This window comes from Gilliamella sp. W8123, assembly GCF_016101085.1.
Classification (GTDB): domain Bacteria; phylum Pseudomonadota; class Gammaproteobacteria; order Enterobacterales; family Orbaceae; genus Gilliamella; species Gilliamella apis.
This window is the reverse complement of sequence record NZ_JACFRE010000002.1, coordinates 271675-292651: the sequence shown is the minus strand read 5'-3', so window position 1 is coordinate 292651 and position 20977 is coordinate 271675. Positions and strand designations below refer to the sequence as shown.

Annotated in this window: 24 protein-coding genes and 1 tRNA gene; 16 read left to right on the top strand and 9 right to left on the bottom strand. The window is 32.8% G+C overall.

Features of this window, described 5'->3' with window-relative positions:
• Positions 1-219: 219 nt before the first annotated feature.
• Complete coding sequence (locus tag H3T56_RS04185) at positions 220-591, bottom strand: EthD domain-containing protein (RefSeq protein WP_198192105.1); 372 nt, start codon at positions 589-591, stop codon at positions 220-222.
• A gap of 39 nt (positions 592-630) precedes the next feature.
• On the opposite strand from H3T56_RS04185, the gene H3T56_RS04180 reads away from it, so the two are divergent.
• The 4 genes from H3T56_RS04180 to H3T56_RS04165 all read left to right on the top strand — a co-directional run bounded on the left by H3T56_RS04180 (position 631) and on the right by H3T56_RS04165 (position 3564).
• Complete coding sequence (locus H3T56_RS04180) at positions 631-900, top strand: MerR family transcriptional regulator (RefSeq protein ID WP_198192104.1); 270 nt, start codon at positions 631-633, stop codon at positions 898-900.
• A gap of 466 nt (positions 901-1366) precedes the next feature.
• Positions 1367-1891 (top strand): low molecular weight protein arginine phosphatase, encoded by a 525-nt coding sequence (locus H3T56_RS04175; protein ID WP_198192103.1) that lies wholly within the window; start codon positions 1367-1369, stop codon positions 1889-1891.
• Positions 1892-2128: 237 nt separating this feature from the next.
• The gene (locus H3T56_RS04170) at positions 2129-2599 is read left to right on the top strand and encodes a YhcH/YjgK/YiaL family protein (protein WP_198192102.1); all 471 of its coding nucleotides are present in this window, start codon (positions 2129-2131) and stop codon (positions 2597-2599) included.
• Positions 2600-2625: 26 nt separating this feature from the next.
• Positions 2626-3564, top strand: coding sequence for a sugar kinase (locus tag H3T56_RS04165; protein WP_086356949.1), 939 nt, complete (start codon positions 2626-2628; stop codon positions 3562-3564).
• Between the two features lie 105 nt (positions 3565-3669).
• Here H3T56_RS04165 and H3T56_RS04160 read toward each other — a convergent pair whose 3' ends face one another.
• Positions 3670-4407: a cyclase family protein gene (locus tag H3T56_RS04160; RefSeq protein WP_086356948.1), complete on the bottom strand. Its 738-nt coding sequence runs from the start codon at positions 4405-4407 to the stop codon at positions 3670-3672.
• A gap of 322 nt (positions 4408-4729) precedes the next feature.
• On the opposite strand from H3T56_RS04160, the gene uvrA reads away from it, so the two are divergent.
• From uvrA to H3T56_RS04120, 8 genes are all read left to right on the top strand, one after another.
• Positions 4730-7570, top strand: coding sequence for an excinuclease ABC subunit UvrA (uvrA, locus tag H3T56_RS04155; protein WP_086361182.1), 2841 nt, complete (start codon positions 4730-4732; stop codon positions 7568-7570).
• 37 nt (positions 7571-7607) lie between these two features.
• Complete coding sequence (gene plsY, locus H3T56_RS04150; protein ID WP_199283269.1) at positions 7608-8207, top strand: glycerol-3-phosphate 1-O-acyltransferase PlsY; 600 nt, start codon at positions 7608-7610, stop codon at positions 8205-8207.
• Between the two features lie 200 nt (positions 8208-8407).
• A complete protein-coding gene (gene recR / locus H3T56_RS04145) occupies positions 8408-9013 on the top strand; it encodes a recombination mediator RecR (RefSeq protein ID WP_198192101.1) in 606 nt (201 codons plus the stop codon).
• 86 nt (positions 9014-9099) lie between these two features.
• On the top strand, positions 9100-9918 hold the full coding sequence (locus H3T56_RS04140) for a pyridoxal phosphatase (RefSeq protein WP_198192100.1): 819 nt from the start codon (positions 9100-9102) through the stop codon (positions 9916-9918).
• 19 nt (positions 9919-9937) lie between these two features.
• Positions 9938-10648: a tRNA pseudouridine(65) synthase TruC gene (gene truC, locus H3T56_RS04135; protein ID WP_198192099.1), complete on the top strand. Its 711-nt coding sequence runs from the start codon at positions 9938-9940 to the stop codon at positions 10646-10648.
• Positions 10649-10873: 225 nt separating this feature from the next.
• The gene (locus H3T56_RS04130; protein ID WP_198192098.1) at positions 10874-11287 is read left to right on the top strand and encodes a DUF4878 domain-containing protein; all 414 of its coding nucleotides are present in this window, start codon (positions 10874-10876) and stop codon (positions 11285-11287) included.
• Positions 11288-11410: 123 nt separating this feature from the next.
• Positions 11411-11824 carry a DUF4878 domain-containing protein gene (locus tag H3T56_RS04125; RefSeq protein ID WP_086320116.1) on the top strand — a complete coding sequence of 138 codons (414 nt, stop codon included), beginning with the start codon at positions 11411-11413 and terminating at the stop codon, positions 11822-11824.
• Positions 11825-11987: 163 nt separating this feature from the next.
• Positions 11988-12506, top strand: coding sequence for a YiiX/YebB-like N1pC/P60 family cysteine hydrolase (locus tag H3T56_RS04120; protein WP_165596300.1), 519 nt, complete (start codon positions 11988-11990; stop codon positions 12504-12506).
• A 151-nt stretch (positions 12507-12657) separates the two neighbouring features.
• Here the strand turns inward: H3T56_RS04120 and H3T56_RS04115 are convergent, their stop codons facing one another.
• The 7 genes from H3T56_RS04115 to H3T56_RS04085 all read right to left on the bottom strand — a co-directional run bounded on the left by H3T56_RS04115 (position 12658) and on the right by H3T56_RS04085 (position 17897).
• The gene (locus H3T56_RS04115; RefSeq protein WP_198192097.1) at positions 12658-13722 is read right to left on the bottom strand and encodes a tyrosine-protein phosphatase; all 1065 of its coding nucleotides are present in this window, start codon (positions 13720-13722) and stop codon (positions 12658-12660) included.
• A 9-nt stretch (positions 13723-13731) separates the two neighbouring features.
• A complete protein-coding gene (locus H3T56_RS04110; protein ID WP_086356944.1) occupies positions 13732-14547 on the bottom strand; it encodes a PTS system mannose/fructose/sorbose family transporter subunit IID in 816 nt (271 codons plus the stop codon).
• A complete protein-coding gene (locus tag H3T56_RS04105; protein ID WP_065578903.1) occupies positions 14544-15338 on the bottom strand; it encodes a PTS sugar transporter subunit IIC in 795 nt (264 codons plus the stop codon). The genes H3T56_RS04110 and H3T56_RS04105 overlap by 4 nt, the downstream gene beginning before the upstream one ends.
• Positions 15339-15380: 42 nt before the next feature.
• Positions 15381-15854: a PTS sugar transporter subunit IIB gene (locus tag H3T56_RS04100; protein WP_065578902.1), complete on the bottom strand. Its 474-nt coding sequence runs from the start codon at positions 15852-15854 to the stop codon at positions 15381-15383.
• Between the two features lie 11 nt (positions 15855-15865).
• The gene (locus H3T56_RS04095; protein ID WP_065612890.1) at positions 15866-16297 is read right to left on the bottom strand and encodes a PTS sugar transporter subunit IIA; all 432 of its coding nucleotides are present in this window, start codon (positions 16295-16297) and stop codon (positions 15866-15868) included.
• A 200-nt stretch (positions 16298-16497) separates the two neighbouring features.
• Positions 16498-17349, bottom strand: a complete 852-nt coding sequence (locus H3T56_RS04090) for a MurR/RpiR family transcriptional regulator (RefSeq protein WP_086356941.1) — start codon at positions 17347-17349, stop codon at positions 16498-16500.
• Positions 17350-17597: 248 nt separating this feature from the next.
• Positions 17598-17897: a DUF6694 family lipoprotein gene (locus H3T56_RS04085; protein WP_065578899.1), complete on the bottom strand. Its 300-nt coding sequence runs from the start codon at positions 17895-17897 to the stop codon at positions 17598-17600.
• Positions 17898-18295: 398 nt separating this feature from the next.
• Between H3T56_RS04085 and H3T56_RS04080 the strand changes: the two genes are divergently transcribed.
• The 4 genes from H3T56_RS04080 (at position 18296) to yegQ (ending at position 20965) form a co-directional block, all read left to right on the top strand.
• A tRNA-Cys gene (locus H3T56_RS04080) sits at positions 18296-18369 on the top strand.
• Positions 18370-18483: 114 nt separating this feature from the next.
• Entirely contained in the window at positions 18484-18927 is a 444-nt protein-coding gene (locus H3T56_RS04075) for a hypothetical protein (protein ID WP_086319667.1), read from the top strand.
• 209 nt (positions 18928-19136) lie between these two features.
• The gene (locus H3T56_RS04070) at positions 19137-19349 is read left to right on the top strand and encodes a thermostable hemolysin delta-VPH (protein ID WP_065612892.1); all 213 of its coding nucleotides are present in this window, start codon (positions 19137-19139) and stop codon (positions 19347-19349) included.
• 278 nt (positions 19350-19627) lie between these two features.
• Positions 19628-20965 carry a tRNA 5-hydroxyuridine modification protein YegQ gene (gene yegQ, locus H3T56_RS04065; RefSeq protein ID WP_065613457.1) on the top strand — a complete coding sequence of 446 codons (1338 nt, stop codon included), beginning with the start codon at positions 19628-19630 and terminating at the stop codon, positions 20963-20965.
• Positions 20966-20977 lie beyond the last annotated feature (12 nt).

Sequence of the window (20977 nt, the reverse complement as noted above, 5' to 3'; positions counted from 1 at the left end):
ATGGTATTTTTCATGGTATTACCAATTAGCAGGAAAATAAGCCATTGAATATAAAAGATAAAAATGTCTTGTTTACAATAGAGTGGGAGTAGCACTTTCTCAGTTGTTATCTTCAATTAATATCTAAAAGCCATTCCATATCGAATGGCTTTTTTATTGTAAGATTTTAAAAAATTATTAAACTAAACGTACAGCTAACAATAATCATTCATTTTACATTTAGATGATTATTCGCTCTGTTGCATACCAGATTAGCGATTGTGAGTGATCGACAAATTGATTTTCATCATCTAATAATAATTGGATGGCTCTTTTGGCTTCAGGTGAAGTTCTGATACTTAACATTTTTTCTTTACTTTGCCAGTAAATTTCAGCCATTCCATCAAAATCAAAAATAGGTGCATCTCTGCTATTGCGCATAGCATTTCCCGGTTTTTTATCCTGTAATGGAACACTTTGGACGTAATGAAGAATTCCTAGCGCTTCTTTTTGTGAATTAACCAAAGTTGCATGATGGTTACGCCAATAGTTATCAAATTCTTGGTAACTTAATGTCTTTTTTCGCTTAACTAACGTAATTAGTTTGATCATTTAATATCTCCTTTAATAAATACAACCATATGGTGAAGTATGACAGCGCTGTTAGAGTCAATAGGATGTATTATGAAAATTGGTGAATTATCCAAAATTAGCCAAATTAGTATAAGGATGCTTAGATATTATGAAGAGGCAGGATTGTTGTCTCCAAAACGCACTCTTTCAGGTTATCGTCAGTTTGAAATAGATGATATTGACCGAGTTAAACTCATTCATAAATTAAATAGTGCCGGATTAACATTAAAAGTTATACGTAAGATCCTTCCTGGTTGGCAATATCAAAGTAACAAATTTTCCTTGTAAGGAGTTTAAAAATGGCTTGAGTGAAACACTTTTAAAACTTGATAAACAAATTGAACTTTTACAACAAAGTCGTAGTCATTTAATAACCTTGTTAAAGGAAAATAATGAAAATAAGTAAAATTAAGATTGTTTAAATAGGCTTTCAATCGTCAAATGCTAAAATTAAAATGGGATATTACCTAAAATTAAAAGATATTGGAGAAGCTAATCCTCCGCAGAGTAGGGTTATTGTTTATCATTTTAATTACAACGTTATTGATAAAAATTATGAATAGTTTTCTTTTAATAATCCTATTATATCGCTAGACAGTGGTTATTCTTGTTTATTTTTGCAGATTAAATATGATCTAAATAATGAAATAAATAGGATGTTATAGACCTAAACATTGAAATAAAGCTAAATTAGAATTTCAGGTTATTTTTGTTATTATAAAATCGAATTTTTAGTTAATTATTAAGGTAAAACATGTTTAATTTAAAAAAATATTTAGTTGGTTTATTGGCATTGTTTAGTGTTTCTTGCTATGCATTCGATCATGTTGTTACTTTTGTTTGTACAGGTAACACAGGCCGTAGCCCTATGGCCGAAGCATTGGCTAAGGATTATGTTGACAAACATAATCTCAATATTGAGGTTCGATCACGGGGTGTTAATGTTGATCCAAGTGAATTAACACCAGAAGAAGGTACAGTTAAGGTATTAAAATATAGAAATATTGATATATCTTCACATAAAGCAACGCAATTAGTGAAAGAGGATATCGATAAATCAGAATATTTACTGACAATGACGCAAAAACATAAAGATAAAATTTTGGATAAATTCCCAGAATCGAAAGATAAAGTATTTACATTATCTGAATTTGCCACAGGTAAAAATGAAGATCTTTCTGACCCATACAAATTACCATTATCTGCTTATATCAAAGTAGAAAAACAATTAGATAAATTTTTACCATTGGCATTGGATAAAATTGCCAAAGAGAAATAATTTGATCTAAATATATTCTTATAAATTTTCTTTTTTAAAACCGCATAATTGCGGTTTTTTAATATTTACGTGATTTCGATAATAGATTGTTTTTCCTGATTTTTAATAAATGAACTATAAAAAATTATTGCTTGAGTATATACTCTTGCCTAAAGATTTTATTCTTCCATATAGTTGTATGTAGAAGAGTATAGTGAATAGTTATTGCATCAATTTATAAGTGAAGGAGCATTGAGTATGATTTTAGGTAATGTTAATCATTTGGATTTAGTTCCATACTTGCCGGCCAAAATTAAACAATCGATTGAATACGTAAAGGACAATGTTAATAGCAATACACCAGCTGGTCGTTATGATATCGATGGTGACAATATGTTTTTTATGGTGTCAGATAATTCATTAAGATATATTCATGACGCTAATCCTGAATATCATAAAAAGTATATTGATGTACAAATTGTTTTAGAAGGGCAGGAAGGTATGGCTATTTGTACTTTGCCTCCACACACTCAAGTTTTAGATGATAAAATAGCAGAAAATGATATTGCTTTTATCAAAACGCCTAACGAAGAAACTATGTTAATATTACAGCCTGACGATTTTATTGTTTTTTTACCCAATGAAGTTCATAAACCGCTTTGTGCTGTTGATAATAAGATTGCTACGGTTCGTAAAGTTGTGGTAAAAATTGCATTGAATTATTTATAGATAGAGTAAGGATTTTAGGTAACACTATGACTACAAATATCGCTGTTATTGGCGAATGTATGATTGAGCTTTCAATAAAACAAGATTCAACAACCCGTAATTTTGGTGGTGACACGCTTAATACCTCGGTTTATTTATCGCGTTTGTTGACCAATAAAGATTTTTCGATTCACTATGTGACAGGCTTAGGAACCGATCCTTTTAGTCAAGAAATGCTTGATAGTTGGCAAAAAGAGCATATCTCAACTGATTTAGTTCAAAGAATGGCTGATAAAATGCCAGGGCTTTACTCCATTGTTACTGACGAGCAAGGTGAACGTTCTTTTTATTATTGGCGTAATGATGCAGCAGCTAAATTTTGGTTAAAAACAGCCGAAACAGCCAAAGTTACTGAACAAATTGCTAAATGTGATTATGTTTATTTAAGTGGTATTAGTATCGCAATTTTAGATGCAGAAAGTATCGTTAAATTATTAGCGTTATTAAAACAAGTTAAGGCGAATGGTGGTAAAGTTATTTTTGATAATAACTTCCGTCCTCGTTTGTGGAGTAGCTTTGATTTAGCTCGTAGCGTTTATTCAGATATTTTGTCATACACTGATATTGCCTTTTTAACTTTAGATGATGAAGATTTATTATGGGGTAAATTACCTTATGAACAAGTTATTGAGCGTACTAAAAACTTTGGTGTTTCGGAAATAGTGATAAAACGTGGTAGTGATAGTTGCATCATTGATTCTTTGGAAGGTCGTTTTGAAGTTCCAGCTAATAAAATTGCTAAAGAAGATGTTATCGATACTACAGCTGCTGGTGATTCATTTAGTGCTGGTTATTTAGCTGCTCGTTTAAGTGGTAAAACTCCTTCACAATCAGCCAGTCAAGGTCATCTAGTGGCAGGAACTGTGATTCAGTATCGTGGTGCTATAATACCTTTGGACGCTACACCAAAATTAATTGAGAATTAATAAATAAAACGGTCTTAATGACCGTTTTTTATTGCAAATCAATATTTACCGAAATATTAGCCCTTAATATCTAACCAAAATAGATAGTAGGGCATGATGAATAAATTAAGGTAATATAGCAAAAGAACGAACCGGAAAACCTGATGCATTATTAGGTTTGGCTACAATATTAAAGATAACTGCTCCTTTAGCTGGCAGTTGATCTAAATTGGTCATTAATTCAACTTGATAAGTATCTTGCTCTAAAACATAGTATTCGCCTTTTAAAGCATTATTTTCCCTAAATGCTTTGGCTGAATCAGTATCAAAAGTTTCATGACCAATAGCTTTAATTTTTCGTTCTTCAAATAAAAATTTCAGTGCATCAAGTCCCCATCCCGGAATTTGGTTATTGCCATCGGCATCTTTATTTTCCATTGCCGTTTGTGATGGCCATTTTTTACTCCAATCAGTTCGTAATGCAACAAAGCTACCAGCTTCAATTTGTCCATGCTGCTGTTCAAAGCTTAATACGTCTGCTACTGAAAAAGAGAAATTAGGATCTTGTTGTGCTCGTTGCGATTGATCGATAACAATTAACGGTAATACCAGTTCTTGTAATTGTAATTCATGCAAATAGCGAGTGTTAGGCACAAAATGAATAGGCGCATCTAAGTGAGTGCCATATTGTCCAGCAAAACTAAAGTTTTGTGCTAAAAAACCATCATTATGATCAAATAGCGTTTTGATTTCGGCTGGATTAAACATAAAAAAATGTGGTGAATTGTGATCAAATGCATGGGTCAAATCAATCCATTTTTTTGATTTTAATAAATTTAAAGCTTGTAATACATCGTTATTCAAAACTATTCCTCACACTATAAAACACAATTACTTGTTTATTGTAAAATGGTTATATTTGTTAAACAAATAATTTTAAGTTATAGAAATATAATTTTTAGTTCTAATCTATTAAGAAAAATTTTGAGGAACGGGGTTTTTGAATGATTAAAAAATACTTTATTTTTGTTATTTAATGAACAAATTTGGTTTATATTATTGAAATTCTAATAACCGACCCTATTGAGCTATATAGTTGTATATTTAATCACTCCATACTGGTATAATATACAGTTAATTTTTTGTCAATTTATCTAAACACTCATATAAGAAGAGATCTATGTCAATTAAAGATATCGATATTCGTGGTGCAAGAACACACAACTTAAAAAATATCAATGTAGTTATCCCAAGAGATAAATTGGTGGTAATTACAGGTCTGTCTGGTTCTGGTAAATCATCACTAGCGTTTGATACCTTATATGCTGAAGGTCAAAGACGATATGTTGAGTCGTTATCAGCTTATGCTCGTCAATTTTTATCACTAATGGAAAAACCTGATGTTGATCATATTGAAGGCTTATCGCCAGCTATTTCAATTGAGCAAAAATCAACATCACATAATCCACGATCAACAGTCGGCACAATCACTGAAATTTATGACTATTTACGTCTGTTATTTGCTCGAATTGGTGAGCCACGTTGTCCAAATCATAATTTACCATTAGCTGCGCAAACGGTTTCGCAAATGGTTGACAGTATTATGGCATTGCCATCTGAAAACCGGTATATGTTACTTGCGCCAGTAGTCACTGAGCGTAAGGGTGAGTTTGTGAAATTATTCGAACAACTTGCTGCCAGCGGTTATATTCGCGTTCGGGTTGATGGTGATGTTTATGATCTCTCCGATCCTCCGACACTTGAGTTACAGAAAAAACATACTATTGAAGTGGTGGTGGATCGTTTTCGTATTCGTGATGATTTGAAACTACGCTTAGCTGAATCAATTGAAACAGTACTTTCAATTACCAATGGTATTGTTAAAGTCGCGAATTTGGATGATCCTAAAGCCGAAGAGCATCTATTTTCTGCCAATTTTGCTTGTCCAATATGTGGCTATAGTATTTCTGAACTTGAACCAAGATTGTTTTCATTTAACAATCCTGCTGGTGCTTGTCCTGAATGTGATGGTTTAGGGGTACAACAATATTTTGATCCAAAACGAGTTGTACAAATGCCAGAAGTTTCTTTAGCTGCAGGCGCGATTAAAGGTTGGGATAGACGTAATTTCTATTACTTTCAGATGTTAAAATCGTTAGCTGAACACTATAAATTTGATATCGATCAACCATATCAAAAATTACCTGAAAAAGTGAAAGATATTTTACTAAATGGTTCAGGTGGTGACGAAATACAATTTGTTTACACTAATGATCGTGGTGACGTTGTGAAGCGTAAACATGCTTTTGAAGGTATTATCAATAATCTTTCTCGTCGCTATAAAGAAACCGATTCGCAAACTATTCGTGAAGAGTTAGCTAAATATATTAGCCATCGACCTTGCCCATGTTGTGAAGGCTCAAGGTTATGTAAAACAGCCCGACATGTTTTTATTAATGATACTAATTTACCAACTATTAGTAATTTAAGTACCCAACAAGCGAAGGACTTTTTTGATAAGTTATCATTGACTGGACAACGGGCACAAATAGCTGAAAAGATTTTAAAAGAAATTAATGATCGGCTGCAATTTTTGATTAATGTCGGTTTAAATTATTTAACCTTATCACGTTCTGCTGAAACCTTATCTGGTGGTGAAGCGCAACGTATCCGACTGGCTAGCCAAATTGGTGCAGGATTAGTTGGTGTGATGTATGTTCTTGATGAACCGTCGATTGGTTTACATCAACGTGATAATAGTCGTTTAATTGATACATTGACTCACTTACGCGATTTAGGTAATACCGTTATTGTCGTTGAACATGATGAAGAAGCGATTATGGCTGCTGATTATGTTATTGATATCGGTCCTGGCGCAGGTGTTCATGGTGGTGAAGTTGTTGCACAAGGTACGCCACAACAGATTATGCAATGTAAAAATTCATTAACCGGTAAATACCTTTCTGGTGAAGAAAAAATTGAAATTCCTGCTGAGCGAACCAAAATCGATAAGAAAAAAATGTTATCAGTAATTGGTGCGACGGGAAATAATCTTAAAAATGTTACTTTGAATATCCCAGTTGGCTTATTTACCTGTATTACTGGTGTCTCTGGTTCGGGTAAATCAACTTTGATTAATGATACTTTGTATCCTTTAGCCCAAAATGAACTTAATGGTGCGGAAAAAAGTGACATTGCGCCTTATGAAGCAATCAAAGGATTAAATTATTTTGATAAAGTTATCGCAATTGATCAGAGCCCTATAGGTCGAACACCACGTTCAAACCCTGCTACATACACAGGCTTTTTTACTTCGATTCGTGAACTTTATGCTGGTGTGCCAGAAGCTAGAGCACGAGGTTATAATCCAGGAAGGTTTAGTTTTAATGTCAAAGGTGGACGCTGTGAAGCTTGTCAAGGTGATGGTCTAATAAAAGTCGAAATGCATTTTTTACCGGATATTTATGTACCTTGTGATCAGTGCCATGGTGCAAGATATAATCGTGAAACATTAGAGATTAAATACAAAGGTAAATCGATTAATGAAATCCTAAATATGACGGTTGAAGAAGGGCGAGAGTTCTTTGATGCAGTACCTATGATTTCACGTAAATTACAGACTTTAATTGATGTTGGTCTTGCTTATATCACCATTGGTCAATCAGCAACTACTTTATCTGGTGGTGAAGCACAACGGGTGAAACTTGCAAAAGAGTTATCTAAGCGAGATACTGGTAGCACACTTTACATACTTGATGAGCCAACTACAGGTTTACATTTTGCCGATGTAAAACAATTGCTCGCTCAATTACATTCTTTAAGAGATAAAGGCAATACTATAGTCGTGATTGAACATAATTTAGATGTTGTCAAAACTGCTGATTGGATTGTCGATCTAGGTCCTGAAGGAGGAAGTGGTGGTGGTGAGATCATTGCTGAAGGTACCCCTGAAGATGTTGCTAAATCGAAAAAATCCTATACAGGTCAATATTTAAAACCATTATTGCAACGACAAAAAGATAAATAATCTGGACTAAAACTACGGTAACCATAGGAGAGTTATTTTGACATTACAAATTATATTAATGATCATCATTGCTTATCTCTGTGGTTCACTGTCTGGTGCCATGATTATTTGCCATGTGATGAAGTTACATGATCCTTCCTTGCATGGCTCTCATAATCCGGGCGCAACCAATGTATTAAGAATTAATGGCCGTTTACCTGCCGTTATCGTATTAATATTTGATATGTTAAAAGGAGCGATTCCTGTTTATATTGCTTATCGACTAGGGATATCACCTTTCTTTTTAGGCATAATTGGTATTTCAGCTTGTCTTGGTCATATTTTCCCTTGCTTCTTTCATTTTCGTGGTGGTAAAGGCGTTGCGACTGCTTTAGGCATGATGGCGCCTATTGGACTTGATTTTACTGGCTGTTTTCTTTTAACGTGGTTTTTGGCGTTAATTATTACTGGCTATTCATCAGTGGCTGCAATTGCCGGCTTTCTTTTTGCGCCTTTATTTGTCTGGTTTTTCAAGCCCGAATTGACGTTACCTGTGACAATGCTCTCTTGCTTAATCATTATTCGTCATAGTAGTAATATTATGCGACTATTTAAAGGTGAAGAGCCAAAAAGCTATACTAGGCATAACAAAAAATAGCTTAATGGGATATTTATTTTTAACAGCTAATCATTATTAATGATGAAAATTTAAAAAGTATAAAACAAGTAATTTCACGTTAGATTTTTTAAAGTTTAATTAATTTGGAATTGAAATAATAGAATATTTCTTGTTTTATACATAATTGAAACAAGGTATTATTGATTAATTATTATAACTATATGGTAACAAAATAATTCATGCAAATCAGTCCTTTACTCGAATCACTTATTAGTGCACTGCGCTGTTTACCTGGTGTTGGTCCAAAATCAGCACAACGAATGGCTTATCATCTATTACAACGAAACCGTCAAGCAGGACTTCATTTAGCTCATGAGTTAAATGAGGCAATGAATAACATTGGCCATTGTAAAGCATGTAGAACTTTTACTGAGCAAGAGATCTGCACTATTTGTGCTAATGTTCGCCGTCAAAGTAGTGATCAGCTCTGTGTGGTTGAATCTCCAGCAGATATTTTTGCCATTGAGCAAACTGGGCAGTATAGTGGTCGTTACTTTGTTTTACTTGGCCATTTATCGCCACTAGATGGCATTGGACCAAGCGATATTGGTCTTGATTTACTAAAAAACCGATTAGCGTCAGAATCAATTCATGAGGTTATTTTAGCAACCAATCCAACAGTTGAAGGTGATGCAACAGCTAATTACATTGCTCATATGTGTAATGAGTTTAATATCGTTGCGACTCGTATTGCCCATGGCGTTCCTGTAGGTGGTGAACTTGAAATGGTGGACGGAACTACCTTATCGCATTCATTTGTTGGTCGACAAAAGATAGATTTTTAGGGTTATTTTATGGTTAATATCAATAGATAAATAGATTATTTAGTAAATATTCGTGGATTTCAGCAAAAATTAGAAAGAGAGATGTTATGAAATATAAAGCAGTTGCTTTTGATATGGATGGTACTTTACTGGCGAGTAATCGTTTAATCCTTCCTGAAACAGTAGAGATGATCCAAAAAATTATGGATAAAGGCATTAAAGTTATTTTAGTCTCTGGTCGTCATCATACGGTAATACATCCTTATTATTATCAACTCAAATTATTAACACCGGCAATTTGTTGTAATGGATCTTACTTATATGATTTCAAACAACAACAAAATTTTGCTGCAAAACCGATGACTAAACAGCAAGCAAAAACTTTATTGAACTTAGTCAATCAGTTTGGTATTCATACCATGATTTACACAGATCAAGTTATGAATTATGAAATTCTTGATGATCATTTAGAAGGATTCTTTGGATGGTTGAACTCATTACCAGAATTTTTACAACCAGAAGTTAAAAAAGTTGATAATTTTGAACAAGTCATTGAACAGGCCAATATGATTTTCAAATTTGCTACCAGTAGCCATAATTTATCTGCCTTAAAACAATTTTCAGATGCAGTTGATGCACTTGATGAGTTCTCATGTGAGTGGTCATGGTCTAATCGTGCCGATATTGCGGTTAAAGGTAACACAAAAGGTAATGGTTTAAAGCATTGGGCTGAACATGAAAATATTAAATTAAGTGAAATAGTTGCTTTTGGTGATAGTTATAATGATATCAGTATGTTTGCTATTGCTGGACTAGGTATTGCTATGGGCAATGCTGATGATGAAGTTAAAGCCAAAGCCAGTTATACAATTGGTGATAATAATAGCTCCAGTATCGCTAATGAGCTTAAAAAATTATTTTTATAGACAAATGGATTAATTAAAAATGGTTTTTGAGGTTCTTTATCAGGACAATAATTTAATAGCAATAAACAAGCCAGAAGGGTGGTTGGTACATCGTAGCTGGCTTGATAAAAATGAAACAGTGGTTGTGATGCAAACGTTACGTGATCAAATTGGACAACATGTTTATCCTATCCATCGTTTAGATCGACCAACCTCTGGGGTATTAGTTTTTGCCTTATCTAGCGATATCGCTCGTTTATTGTCACAACAGTTTGCGGAAAAACAGATCGAAAAAACTTATCATGCTATTGTGCGAGGTTATATTGATGGCGAAGATACTATTGACTATCCATTAGTTGAAGAGTTAGATAAAATTGCTGATAAATTTGCCAACAAAGATAAGCCTGCCCAAGAAGCAATAACCTTTTACAAAGGTCTTAGTAAAATAGAATTACCTATAGCGGTAGGCAAATACCAAACGGCAAGATATAGTTTTGTTGAGTTAAAACCGCAGACCGGTCGAAAACATCAATTACGTCGTCATTTAAAACATATTTTCCATCCAATTATTGGTGATAGTAAACATGGTGATCTCCATCAAAATCGTGCTTTTAATCATTATTTCGATATTAAACGTCTTATGTTACATGCTAGCACTATCAAAATGATGCACCCCATCACCTATGAACCATTAACTATCCATGCAAATTTAAGTGAAGAGTGGTTAACAATATTAAAAAACTTTAGATAAAATTAATGGCTTTATTGATAATTAATTTGATTTTATTAGTGGTATTTGATTTTTTATGTGCAAAACAAATTTTATTGCATTATTGATTTAGTTACTATAACCTTAAGCCGCATATCTAAATATTAAACAATATCTGCAGAGTACTTATCACCATGCTTTCAAAATATTGTTAACATTTTCAAGTATTAATAATAGTTAAATTTAGTAAATTATTTAGGAAAAACAATGAAACGATTAACTCAGTATGTAAGTATCTTCTTTTTAACTTTATTCGCTATCGCGTGTTCATCAGGTGAAAGTTCACTAGAAAAAGTCGCAGAAAAGTATGTATCAGCCATGTATAGTGGTGATGCTGATGCAATAATAAAAATGATTTATATGCCAGATGAAGAGAAATCTTCGGATGCGAGCACGATGATTAAGGGTAAATTGCAAGATGCAACAATAAGAGCCAAAGCTTATGCTGAGCAACACGGTGGTATTGCTAAAGTTGAATATCAACCAACTAAATATCTAAATGATGATAAAAGTCGTGCTATTATTGATATAAATGTAATATTCAAAGATAATACCAATAAAAATGAAGATCTTAAATTAACCAAAGTTGATGGAAATTGGTTTATTGAAGTCGGTTTTTAATTTTAAACATAATATATTACTACTCGTTTAAATATAAAAAAGAGTAAAGTAGCTTTTACTCTTTTTTGTTGTTCAATGAGAATACCAATTTATTGGATAAAAAATCAAAAAAGGAAATAAAATATGAAATTGTTAGTTAAATTTTTAAGTGTGTTTTTATTAGCATTAGTCGTTACTGCTTGTTCTTCAGATGATAATACACCTGAAGTGGCTGCAGAGAAATTTATTAAAGATTCTTACAGTGGTAATGTTGATGGTATTCTCGATGCTTTATATATTCCTGATGAATTAAAAACTAATGGTGTAGATATTAAAGTATTAATGAAAAGTAAAATGAAAGTAGCTATTGATCAAGCTGTTGCCACTGCAAAACAAAATGGTGGATTTGATCAAGTCAAAATATCTTCAACTGAATATAATAATGATAAAACTCAAGCTACTATCAAGACAATCATTATTTTTAAAGATGGAACTGAGAATAATTCAGCATTATCATTAATCAAAGTTGATGGTAAATGGTTAATTAATATAAAATAACTCTTATAATTATTTGATAACCTAAAGAGGTGATTCTATCCTTTTTAGGTTATAGATAACCAATCTAAATTTTATGAAATTTTCATATTATATTTTTATTTTTTTCCTCTTTATCATAAATCCAGTTTATGCTCAAGAATTAGCAAATTCCGATAATTCCTATATGGAAAAGACTTCATTAATTAATGTTGGTGATTGGATTTTTCGTAGTGGTGTTCAGACAGATAGTTTTATCGTTAAAAAACTTGATGGTGGTATATTTTCTCATATAGGCATGGTTGTCGCGATTGAACCGGAAATAAAAGTTATTCATGCCACGACAACTGATGATGAGAATATTCCAAATCAAGTTATTATTTCAAGTTTGGCTGATTTTACTGCTCCAGAATTAGCTGAGAAATATGCCATAGCGCGACCAAACTTTTTAACAGATGAGCAAAAGTTACAAATTATTGCCGAGTTGTTAACTAAACAAGGAGAAGAGTTTAAACTTGCTTCTCGTGAGGAAGACCATCTATATTGCACAACGTTATTGTATGACGTTATTATCAAATATAAATCTGATTTTAACCCAGAATGGAAATATGCTAATTTCCCTTTATTGCGTGGTCATTATCTATTTCCGAGCGCTTTTGCCAATTATTCAGATGTTACTTGGATATATAGTTATCCGGAAAACTAACTAAGTAATTGCTGGAAGGTTTATAACAAAATCAAGATTAATTAATCACGATTAAGTGCATTTATGATTAAAAATTTGCCTTTGGCTAAAGACTAAAGTGGTTCTAAAAAAGCGTAATGGGTTATTACGCTTTTTGATTAAGGGTATTAAGTTAGGATTCTAAATAAATAGCCTGCATTTTTTCAAAATCTTGATCGGTGAAACCAAGTTCTTGTTTAATGTAATTGCTTGGTGTTCCAGCAACTTTTTTCATCGTATTGAGTATTTCTAATACGAAACTTTCACGAGTATCAATTAGACTTAGCAGATATCCTAAAACATCCTCATTATCGGTTATTTTTCGATAAGCTTCCATTTTGATTTTATTGCGCTCTAAACGGTTATCATGAGTTAGCATATAATCATAAATAATATCTGACTCAGATACTCCTAACATTATCTGAATAAGTAATACGCCATAGCCAGTCCTATCTTTACCACCACGACAGTGTTGAATACTTGGACTATTGTGGCCATCTAATACCACTCTCAACATTTGTCGATAAGCATTTTTTGACTTTTCACTCAATACAAAGTTACGATATTGTTCAAGAACTTGGGTGCCTTCACCATTGACTAATTCTTTCGGAATATCTCTTAACACACTCTCAATTAAAGCTTGATCTTCATTGCTTGGCTCGGCTGCAAATTGAGCTGCAAGTTCTGCTGTTTGTGCTGAAGCATCAAAATTAAAGGTTTGTTTTTCACCAATTGAAGAATTCGGACTAGTTTTAATCTCATTTTCACAACGATAATCTATAATTGTTTGGATGTTTAATGTTTTAATATATTGTTGCGCATCTGGTTTTAAACCATGAAGATGATTAGAACGATATAATAATCCCCATTTTACCCGTTTCCCATTTGCACCAATATAACCACCAAAATCACGGAAATTATTTAGACCTGTAATTGGTAAAGTTCGTTCAGCAACTAAATATGAGAAATCATTACCAATTTGTAAAATCAGATAAATACGACGTTTCGCTTGTAAAGGATCTTCAAAACTAAACGGCGATTTTATATCTTCACTGATTAATGTTTTATTTGTTGTATTAACATTTGCTTCTTCTGTCCAGTATAAATCTACACGATGATCTGAATTGTTTTCAAATGAGACAGTTAATTGACCTTGCTTATTTCGTTTTAATGAAGCTGTTTTAATTTTAACTACCATATTTATTCCTTACTTTAAAATACCATACATTGAAAATATTACGCCAATCACCATTACCGCCAGTATTAAGCTAACTGTGTATTTTCCTTGAAACTTCCTAACGATGAAGAATGTGGCTAATGCAAAAAGTAAGGTTAAAAAATTTGGCATGACTTTGTCGAACATTTCTTGAACTTTAATTGATTGTTCGCCAACATTTATTGTTAGTGGTGTAGCAACTTTGACCGTTGATGCAATGAGCGAACCCAAGACCATGACACCAACAACATTAGCCAAGTTACTTATTCTTTGAATAATGTTTGAATTTTTTGATTGCTCAATTAAATCTACACCCTTGTTATAACCATAATGAATAAAGAAATATTTGCTTAACACATTAACAAGGTTATAAATTAAAAACATTAATATAGGGCCAATGATATTGCCTTGCAACGCAAATGCTGCGCCAATACTGCCGCAAATCGGCATCCAAGTGAATTTAAGTAAACTATCACCTAAACCTGCAAAAGGTCCCATTAAGCCAGCTTTAACAGAGACTACCGCATCTTTTTCTTCTTCACTGGTTTTCTCTTCCATTGCGGCGGTGACGCCCAAAATTAAAGCGCCAGCATTAATTTGTGTATTGAAAAACTCTAAATGGCGTTTCATTGCTCGGATACGAGTTTCTTTATCTGCATCTTTATATAGTCGATCTAGTACAGGGATCATACAATGAGCAAATCCTATCATTTGCATTTTTTCATAGTTATATGAAAATGACATTGTTTGTAAGTTCCAAAAGATACGATTCAGATCTTTTTTGGTAATTTTATGTAGAGTACTCATAGATCATATTCCTCTTCAGTGTTGCTATTCATTGATGTTTGGTTATCGGATTCATTATTATTACTGTTTCTGCTATTAGTTGACGCCATGTCATATAGGACTGCGAAAGCTAGAGCGATAAAGGTCACAGGAATAATTGGTAATTTTAAATAGGTAGTTAGCATGAAACCTAATAGGAAAAAGAACCACATTCTGCCTTTGAGTAACATCAGTAATAAAATACAAATACCCACTGCTGGAATTAATTTGGAAGCAACGCCCATACCATCAATAATGCTTTTTGGAATCGCATCTAAAATAGTTTTAACTAAATCACTACCAAAATAAATTGCAATAAAACAAGGGACTGCACGAATTAAAAACCAAACTGGTGTTGAGAAAAAGTGAACTTTAGCCAGCGCTTTATAATTACCATTTAAAACAGAACGTTCTGCCCAAGGATTTAAAAAACATGCGAATGAACGCCATATAATGAGTAATTGTTGACATAACAATGACACAGGCACGCCTAACGCAATACCAGTAGCAATACCTCCGCCAGTGGTGATACCTAGTGAAACCCCGATAATGGCACCGGCAACAATGTCTGGTGCTGAATATGCCCCTACATTACCAATACCCATCCACATTAATTCAAGTGTTGCACTAATTGCTAACCCTTGAACCATATCGCCCATAATAATACCTGCAATGGTACCTGTTAATAATGGGCGACGTAACATCTGCGGACCAACATCATCCAAAGAACAAATTCCCGCCCAAATGGCGACAAGAATAGCTTGTGTTAACATATGTTAACCTCCAAATTAAAAATAAATATTTCAATAGATTATTTAGTTAAGTAATGATTTCAGATCGACTATTGGATCTTTAGGAACCATCTGCACCTCAACTGGAATATTCTTAGCAATAAGATTTTTGAATGCTTGTTCCTCTTCTGGTGTTACCGAAACCGCTCTTGATAATTGATGTCGGCCATCTTGCATTCTCATTCCGCCTACATTCACTTTTTCTAGCGATAGTCCACCTTCAACTAAAGCATTAACATCAATACTATTCGTGAAAAGTAACATGGTTCTTTTTTTGATAGGGGTCTTTTTTAGAATTTCGATAAATTGTTGTACCCCAAATACTAAAACTTTTAGACCAGGAGGTGCCGACATAGTGAGTACCGATTGCTGAACTTTATCTTCAGCGACTTTATCATTAATAACTAATACTTGTTCAATGTCATAGTTTTTTACCCAAGTAGTAATAACTTGTCCATGAATCAAGCGATCATCAATTCTTGCTACATTTATTGGCATTAGTCTTCTCCTTACAACTCATTAGATTGTTCTTGTTGAACATTTAGAATCTGCCGAACATCTTTACAGCTTTCGGGAAAAGTTTCCTCAATAGCCAATTTGGCATCATTTAATGTCCCTTCACGATTATTTAAAACTTCAAGTAATACCGGAATATTAAAACCACAAAATAACAATACATCGTCATGTGATATGAGTAGTTCGGTGGCTAGATTGCAGGGTGTTCCCCCCATGATATCCACCAATATAATTACGCCATTACCTTGATTTAGTTTTTTGTAACTACTTTGCATTTCTTGACGTAGATTATCGATATTACTATCAATTAAAACTGATATAACATGAACATTGTCTTGTTCTCCCATAAGCATTTGTGCACACTCTAAAGCGCCTTGAGCAAATGGGCCATGACTGGCTAGAATGATGGGTAAAGGTTGTGGCATAGAAATTTCCTTGTTTTGTAATTTTATTACTAAATATTTTTATTTATTTAGTAATAAAGTTACATCTACAGGGGCAAATAGTCATCTATTTTTTAAGAAATTTTTATGATTTTGTGAACGAGATCAAATTTATGCAAAGAAAGATGATGGTTATAACTGACGAGTTAGAGCTAAAGTACTTGTGTTTTCGTTTTTTGTGTTTATTTTGTTGTTTTGGCTGGATATTTACGTTTTTCTCTATTTTGAGTTTGTAAGAGTAAACGTTCATCATATTGGCGAATAAATAAGTTAGTTAAGAGCATATTTACTACAGATATTTGAGAGATTTTAGATCGTATTGGTATTAATCTTGAAGCATGCTCCATCGATGTAGTATGTAACACTAAGGTGGCTAAGGATGAAATCTGACTTTGTCCCATTTTAGTGATAGCAAGAGAAGGAACCGAAGATTGACCTGCTAGTTTTAATAACTCAACACAATCAGGCGTTTCTCCTGAGTGTGAAATAATAATAACAAGATCATTTTTATCTAATGTACTGATGAGACTTCGAGTAATGTGAGCATCGAAGTGACAATTGACATCTTTCTTTATTTTGATAAGTTGATATTCCAATTCTTTACCAACTAAGCCACTACTGCCAACACCAAATATAACTATTTTTTGACAATTAATAATTAAATCAATGGCACTATTTAATGCATGAATATTAACGATAGAGTGGGTTTCATCAATTGAGGATTTTTCCATTGCTTGGACTTTACTATTCACATCAGCAAGAGAATCGTTCAAATTGATATCATCTTGTAATATCTCATTATTAAGTTTTTTAGGGATTGAGCCAATCAGATCGACCTTGAAATCACTGAATCCTTTATATCCTAATTTATTACATAAACGTAAAATAGTGGTGGTACTTACGTGATTGAGTTTTGCTAAAGTTTGGATGCTCATATTCTTGAGTGCTTGGATATTATCAATAATATAGTAAGCAACTTTAAGCTCTTTAGTTGATAAGTCTTTTTTTACTTCTCTAAGCTTTAACTCAATCACTAGATACCTCAAATTTACTGTTCTATTGCTATAAGTATATAAAAATTGTTCAGGAAATTAAAAAAAAAATTAACTTCAATAGACTAAATTATATACAAATCAAGTTGTCATAATCAAAAGTAATTCAATTAAAATAATGGTAATTGGGTATATAACGATATGTATTATTAAAAATAAATTACGTAATGAGGTGAAATTTATTTATAAAAAAACCCGCTTATGCGGGCTTTAGCGCTAATCAGTTAAAATTATTTATCAAATTCGCTGATAATTTCTTTAGCTGTTTTACCATTAAGTTTGCTTTTAAGATCTGCAGTTACTTTAGCTTCATCGCCAGCATTAGCTGGATTAGTTGCCGCAGCAGTTGTTGCTTTAACAATGGCACGAGCAAAAGCAATTTTATCGTTATCACTTAATTTTTCACTAGCTGTTTTTACAGAACTAGTAAAAGTTTCTTGTGTTGTAAAATCAATTTTAGGTGCATCACCACCACCACAACCAATTAACGCAAAACTTAATAATGATACAGCTAATAGTTTTTTAAACATTTCCATTCCTTAAAAATAAATATTATAAAAGCAGAGCTATTTTTATACTAAAAGAGTTAATTTTCAAGCAATAAATGTCTTTTAATTGAAAATAATTTATAACGTTGTCAGTTTGAATTTTAAGATTGTGAATTTAGTGCAGCATATGTTTTTTTATGATAAATAAAAGCGTTACTGGAAATTATGTCTCATTTTACCCTTAAAAAAGCCCGCTCCTCAAAATTTTTATGATTTTAGTTGTAAATAAGCTATATAAATTTAACTCATCCTTCTTATTGATGTCCTATATTTAGGACATTTAAAATATTCTATGCGACTGCTGTATTTATAACCTATTAAAACTTGACGATAAGGTAAGCCAATGCTAATATTTGCCACCTATTCAGATAGACCTCTTCGGCGCGTTGGCAGAGTGGCCATGCTGCGGATTGCAAATCCGTCTACCTCGGTTCGACTCCGGGACGCGCCTCCATTAAAAATCGATAAGTTACCTACAGTATTTGCTCGAATAAACTATCAAGTTAATAGAGATATTTATTCTTTATATGATATAGTTAATGATAATTATAGCGAATTGAGTATTATTATGACGGTAGAAAAACTTAGATATTGGTTATCATTTATTATTGCTTCAGTAGCAGTTTTCTTTTTTATTAATCAATTTGACCTATTTGATAAAAAAAATATTGAAAAGCAGTTAGTTACCATGTCAAAAGAAATAAATAAAAATACTCCATATCAGTTAGATCAGTTTACCATTTTAGATTCAACTATGGCATATAAAAATACAATAGTTTACAAAATGACAATTTTTAATATTAATTTTGAAGATTTAGAAATGGGTTTTGTTGAAAATAAACTTTTTTTGACGGTAAGAAACCTTCTTTGTACTGAAGAAAGTACAAAAAAAGCAATAAATAAAGGGGCGATTTTTAAATACATGTATAATGAAGAAAATAATAAATATTTATTTTCTTTTACTATAGATAGTAAAGACTGTTTGGAAATGTTAAAAGATGAATCAAAATAACCATTCTTTAGTAATCTTAAAGCTGAATATCATCATTAAAGTCCATTTGTAGTTCAGGTATTTTTGTAATTGTAAAAATATTTTCGATTTTTAATGTTATTTATTAAATCATTAGTCAATTAAACAATCAAAAAAGTACCCATCATTTATTGTAAACCATTGATTCAGTTATGCCCACTTATAACGTTTATCAAGAAACAGGATAAAACATGGCATATTTTAATTATCATGCTAAAGCCAAAAAACTGATCTCACAAGGGTATTTGATACACTATGAGTTTGTCGATAATTGGAATGGTATCAAACCCGCATTAGTTTTATATTTTGACAATGCTAACCCAATGCCGATAAGGGAATATCGTTGGCAAGAATATTTACCATTGATTGGACTAGTTACCGAAGACCTAGACAACTCAAATTAATGGTTTGGGTTAGTCATTTTAGGTTATAAATCACCAGTGAATATTTCTGACAAAAATAAAGACCATTTACCTTAATGATTTAACAATTAAGAGAAGATAACAGGTAATTATTAAGAACTTTTTCTAGACTGTTTTGCTCACTATTAAGCTGTTATTGATTGTTATAACAATAAATTTGCCAATCTGATAGCTAAAGCGTAAAATGCCCATCCTATTTTGCTTAACCTATTACCTATAAGGTAATACTGACTTGAAATCAGAGGCATTTGTTAATGACAATGTTATATCCAAAACCAGAATTACTTTCACCAGCTGGTTCACTTAAAAATATGCGTTACGCGTTTGCTTATGGTGCTGATGCAGTTTATGCCGGGCAGCCACGCTACAGTTTGCGAGTGCGCAATAATGAATTTAATCATGAAAATCTTGCTATTGGCATCAACGAAGCTCATGCTCAAGGCAAAAAGTTTTATGTGGTAGTTAATATTGCCCCTCATAATTCAAAATTAAAAACCTTTATTCGTGATTTAGAACCAATTGTTAACATGAAACCAGATGCATTTATCATGTCTGATCCGGGTTTAATCATGTTGGTTCGTGAACATTTTCCGGAAATGGAAATTCACTTATCTGTGCAATCCAACGCGGTTAACTGGGCGACGGTAAAATTTTGGCATAAGATGGGATTAACGCGTGTTGTGTTGTCACGAGAGTTATCCATCGATGAAATCAAAGAAATTCGAGAAAAAGTGCCGGAAATGGAACTTGAAGTTTTTATTCATGGTGCGCTTTGTATGGCCTATTCAGGACGCTGCTTGTTATCTGGTTATATTAATAAACGTGACTCAAATCAAGGTACCTGTACTAATGCTTGTCGTTGGGAATATAAAGTATCTGAGGGCAAAGAGGACGAAGTAGGGCAGATAGTCCATAAATGCGAGCCGATTCCTGTACAACAAATTGAACCGACATTAGGTATTGGCTCAACAACCAATCAGGTCTTTATGTTAGAAGAGTCTGGTCGTCCTGGCGAATATATGCAAGCTTTTGAAGATGAACATGGTACTTATATCATGAATTCAAAAGATTTAAGAGCGGTTGAATTAGTCGAAGATTTAACTAAGATCGGCGTACATTCACTTAAGATTGAAGGGCGAACCAAATCGTTTTATTACTGTGCAAGAACCGCTCAAGTCTATCGTCAAGCTATTGATGCCGCCAGTGAAGGTAAACCATTTGATCCACGCTTATTGGCTGAACTTGATTCTTTGGCTCATCGAGGATATACCGAAGGCTTTTTACGTCGCCATAAACATGAAGATATGCAAAATTATGTGCACAGTCATTCTGTATCTGATAGACAACAATTTGTTGGTGAGTTTAGTGGTCAACGTCTAAATGGCTTAGCTGAAATTATTGTTAAAAATAAATTTTCAGTAGGGGATAGTGTTGAAATGATGACCCCTAAAGGTAATATGACCTTTATTATTGAACGAATGGAAAATAAAAAAGGTCAACCAGTTCCAGCAGGACTTGGTGATGGTCACATTGTTTATATTCCAATCGCCGAAGATATTGATTTAAATTATGCGCTTTTAATGCGTAATTTTGATTAATCTATTTAACTT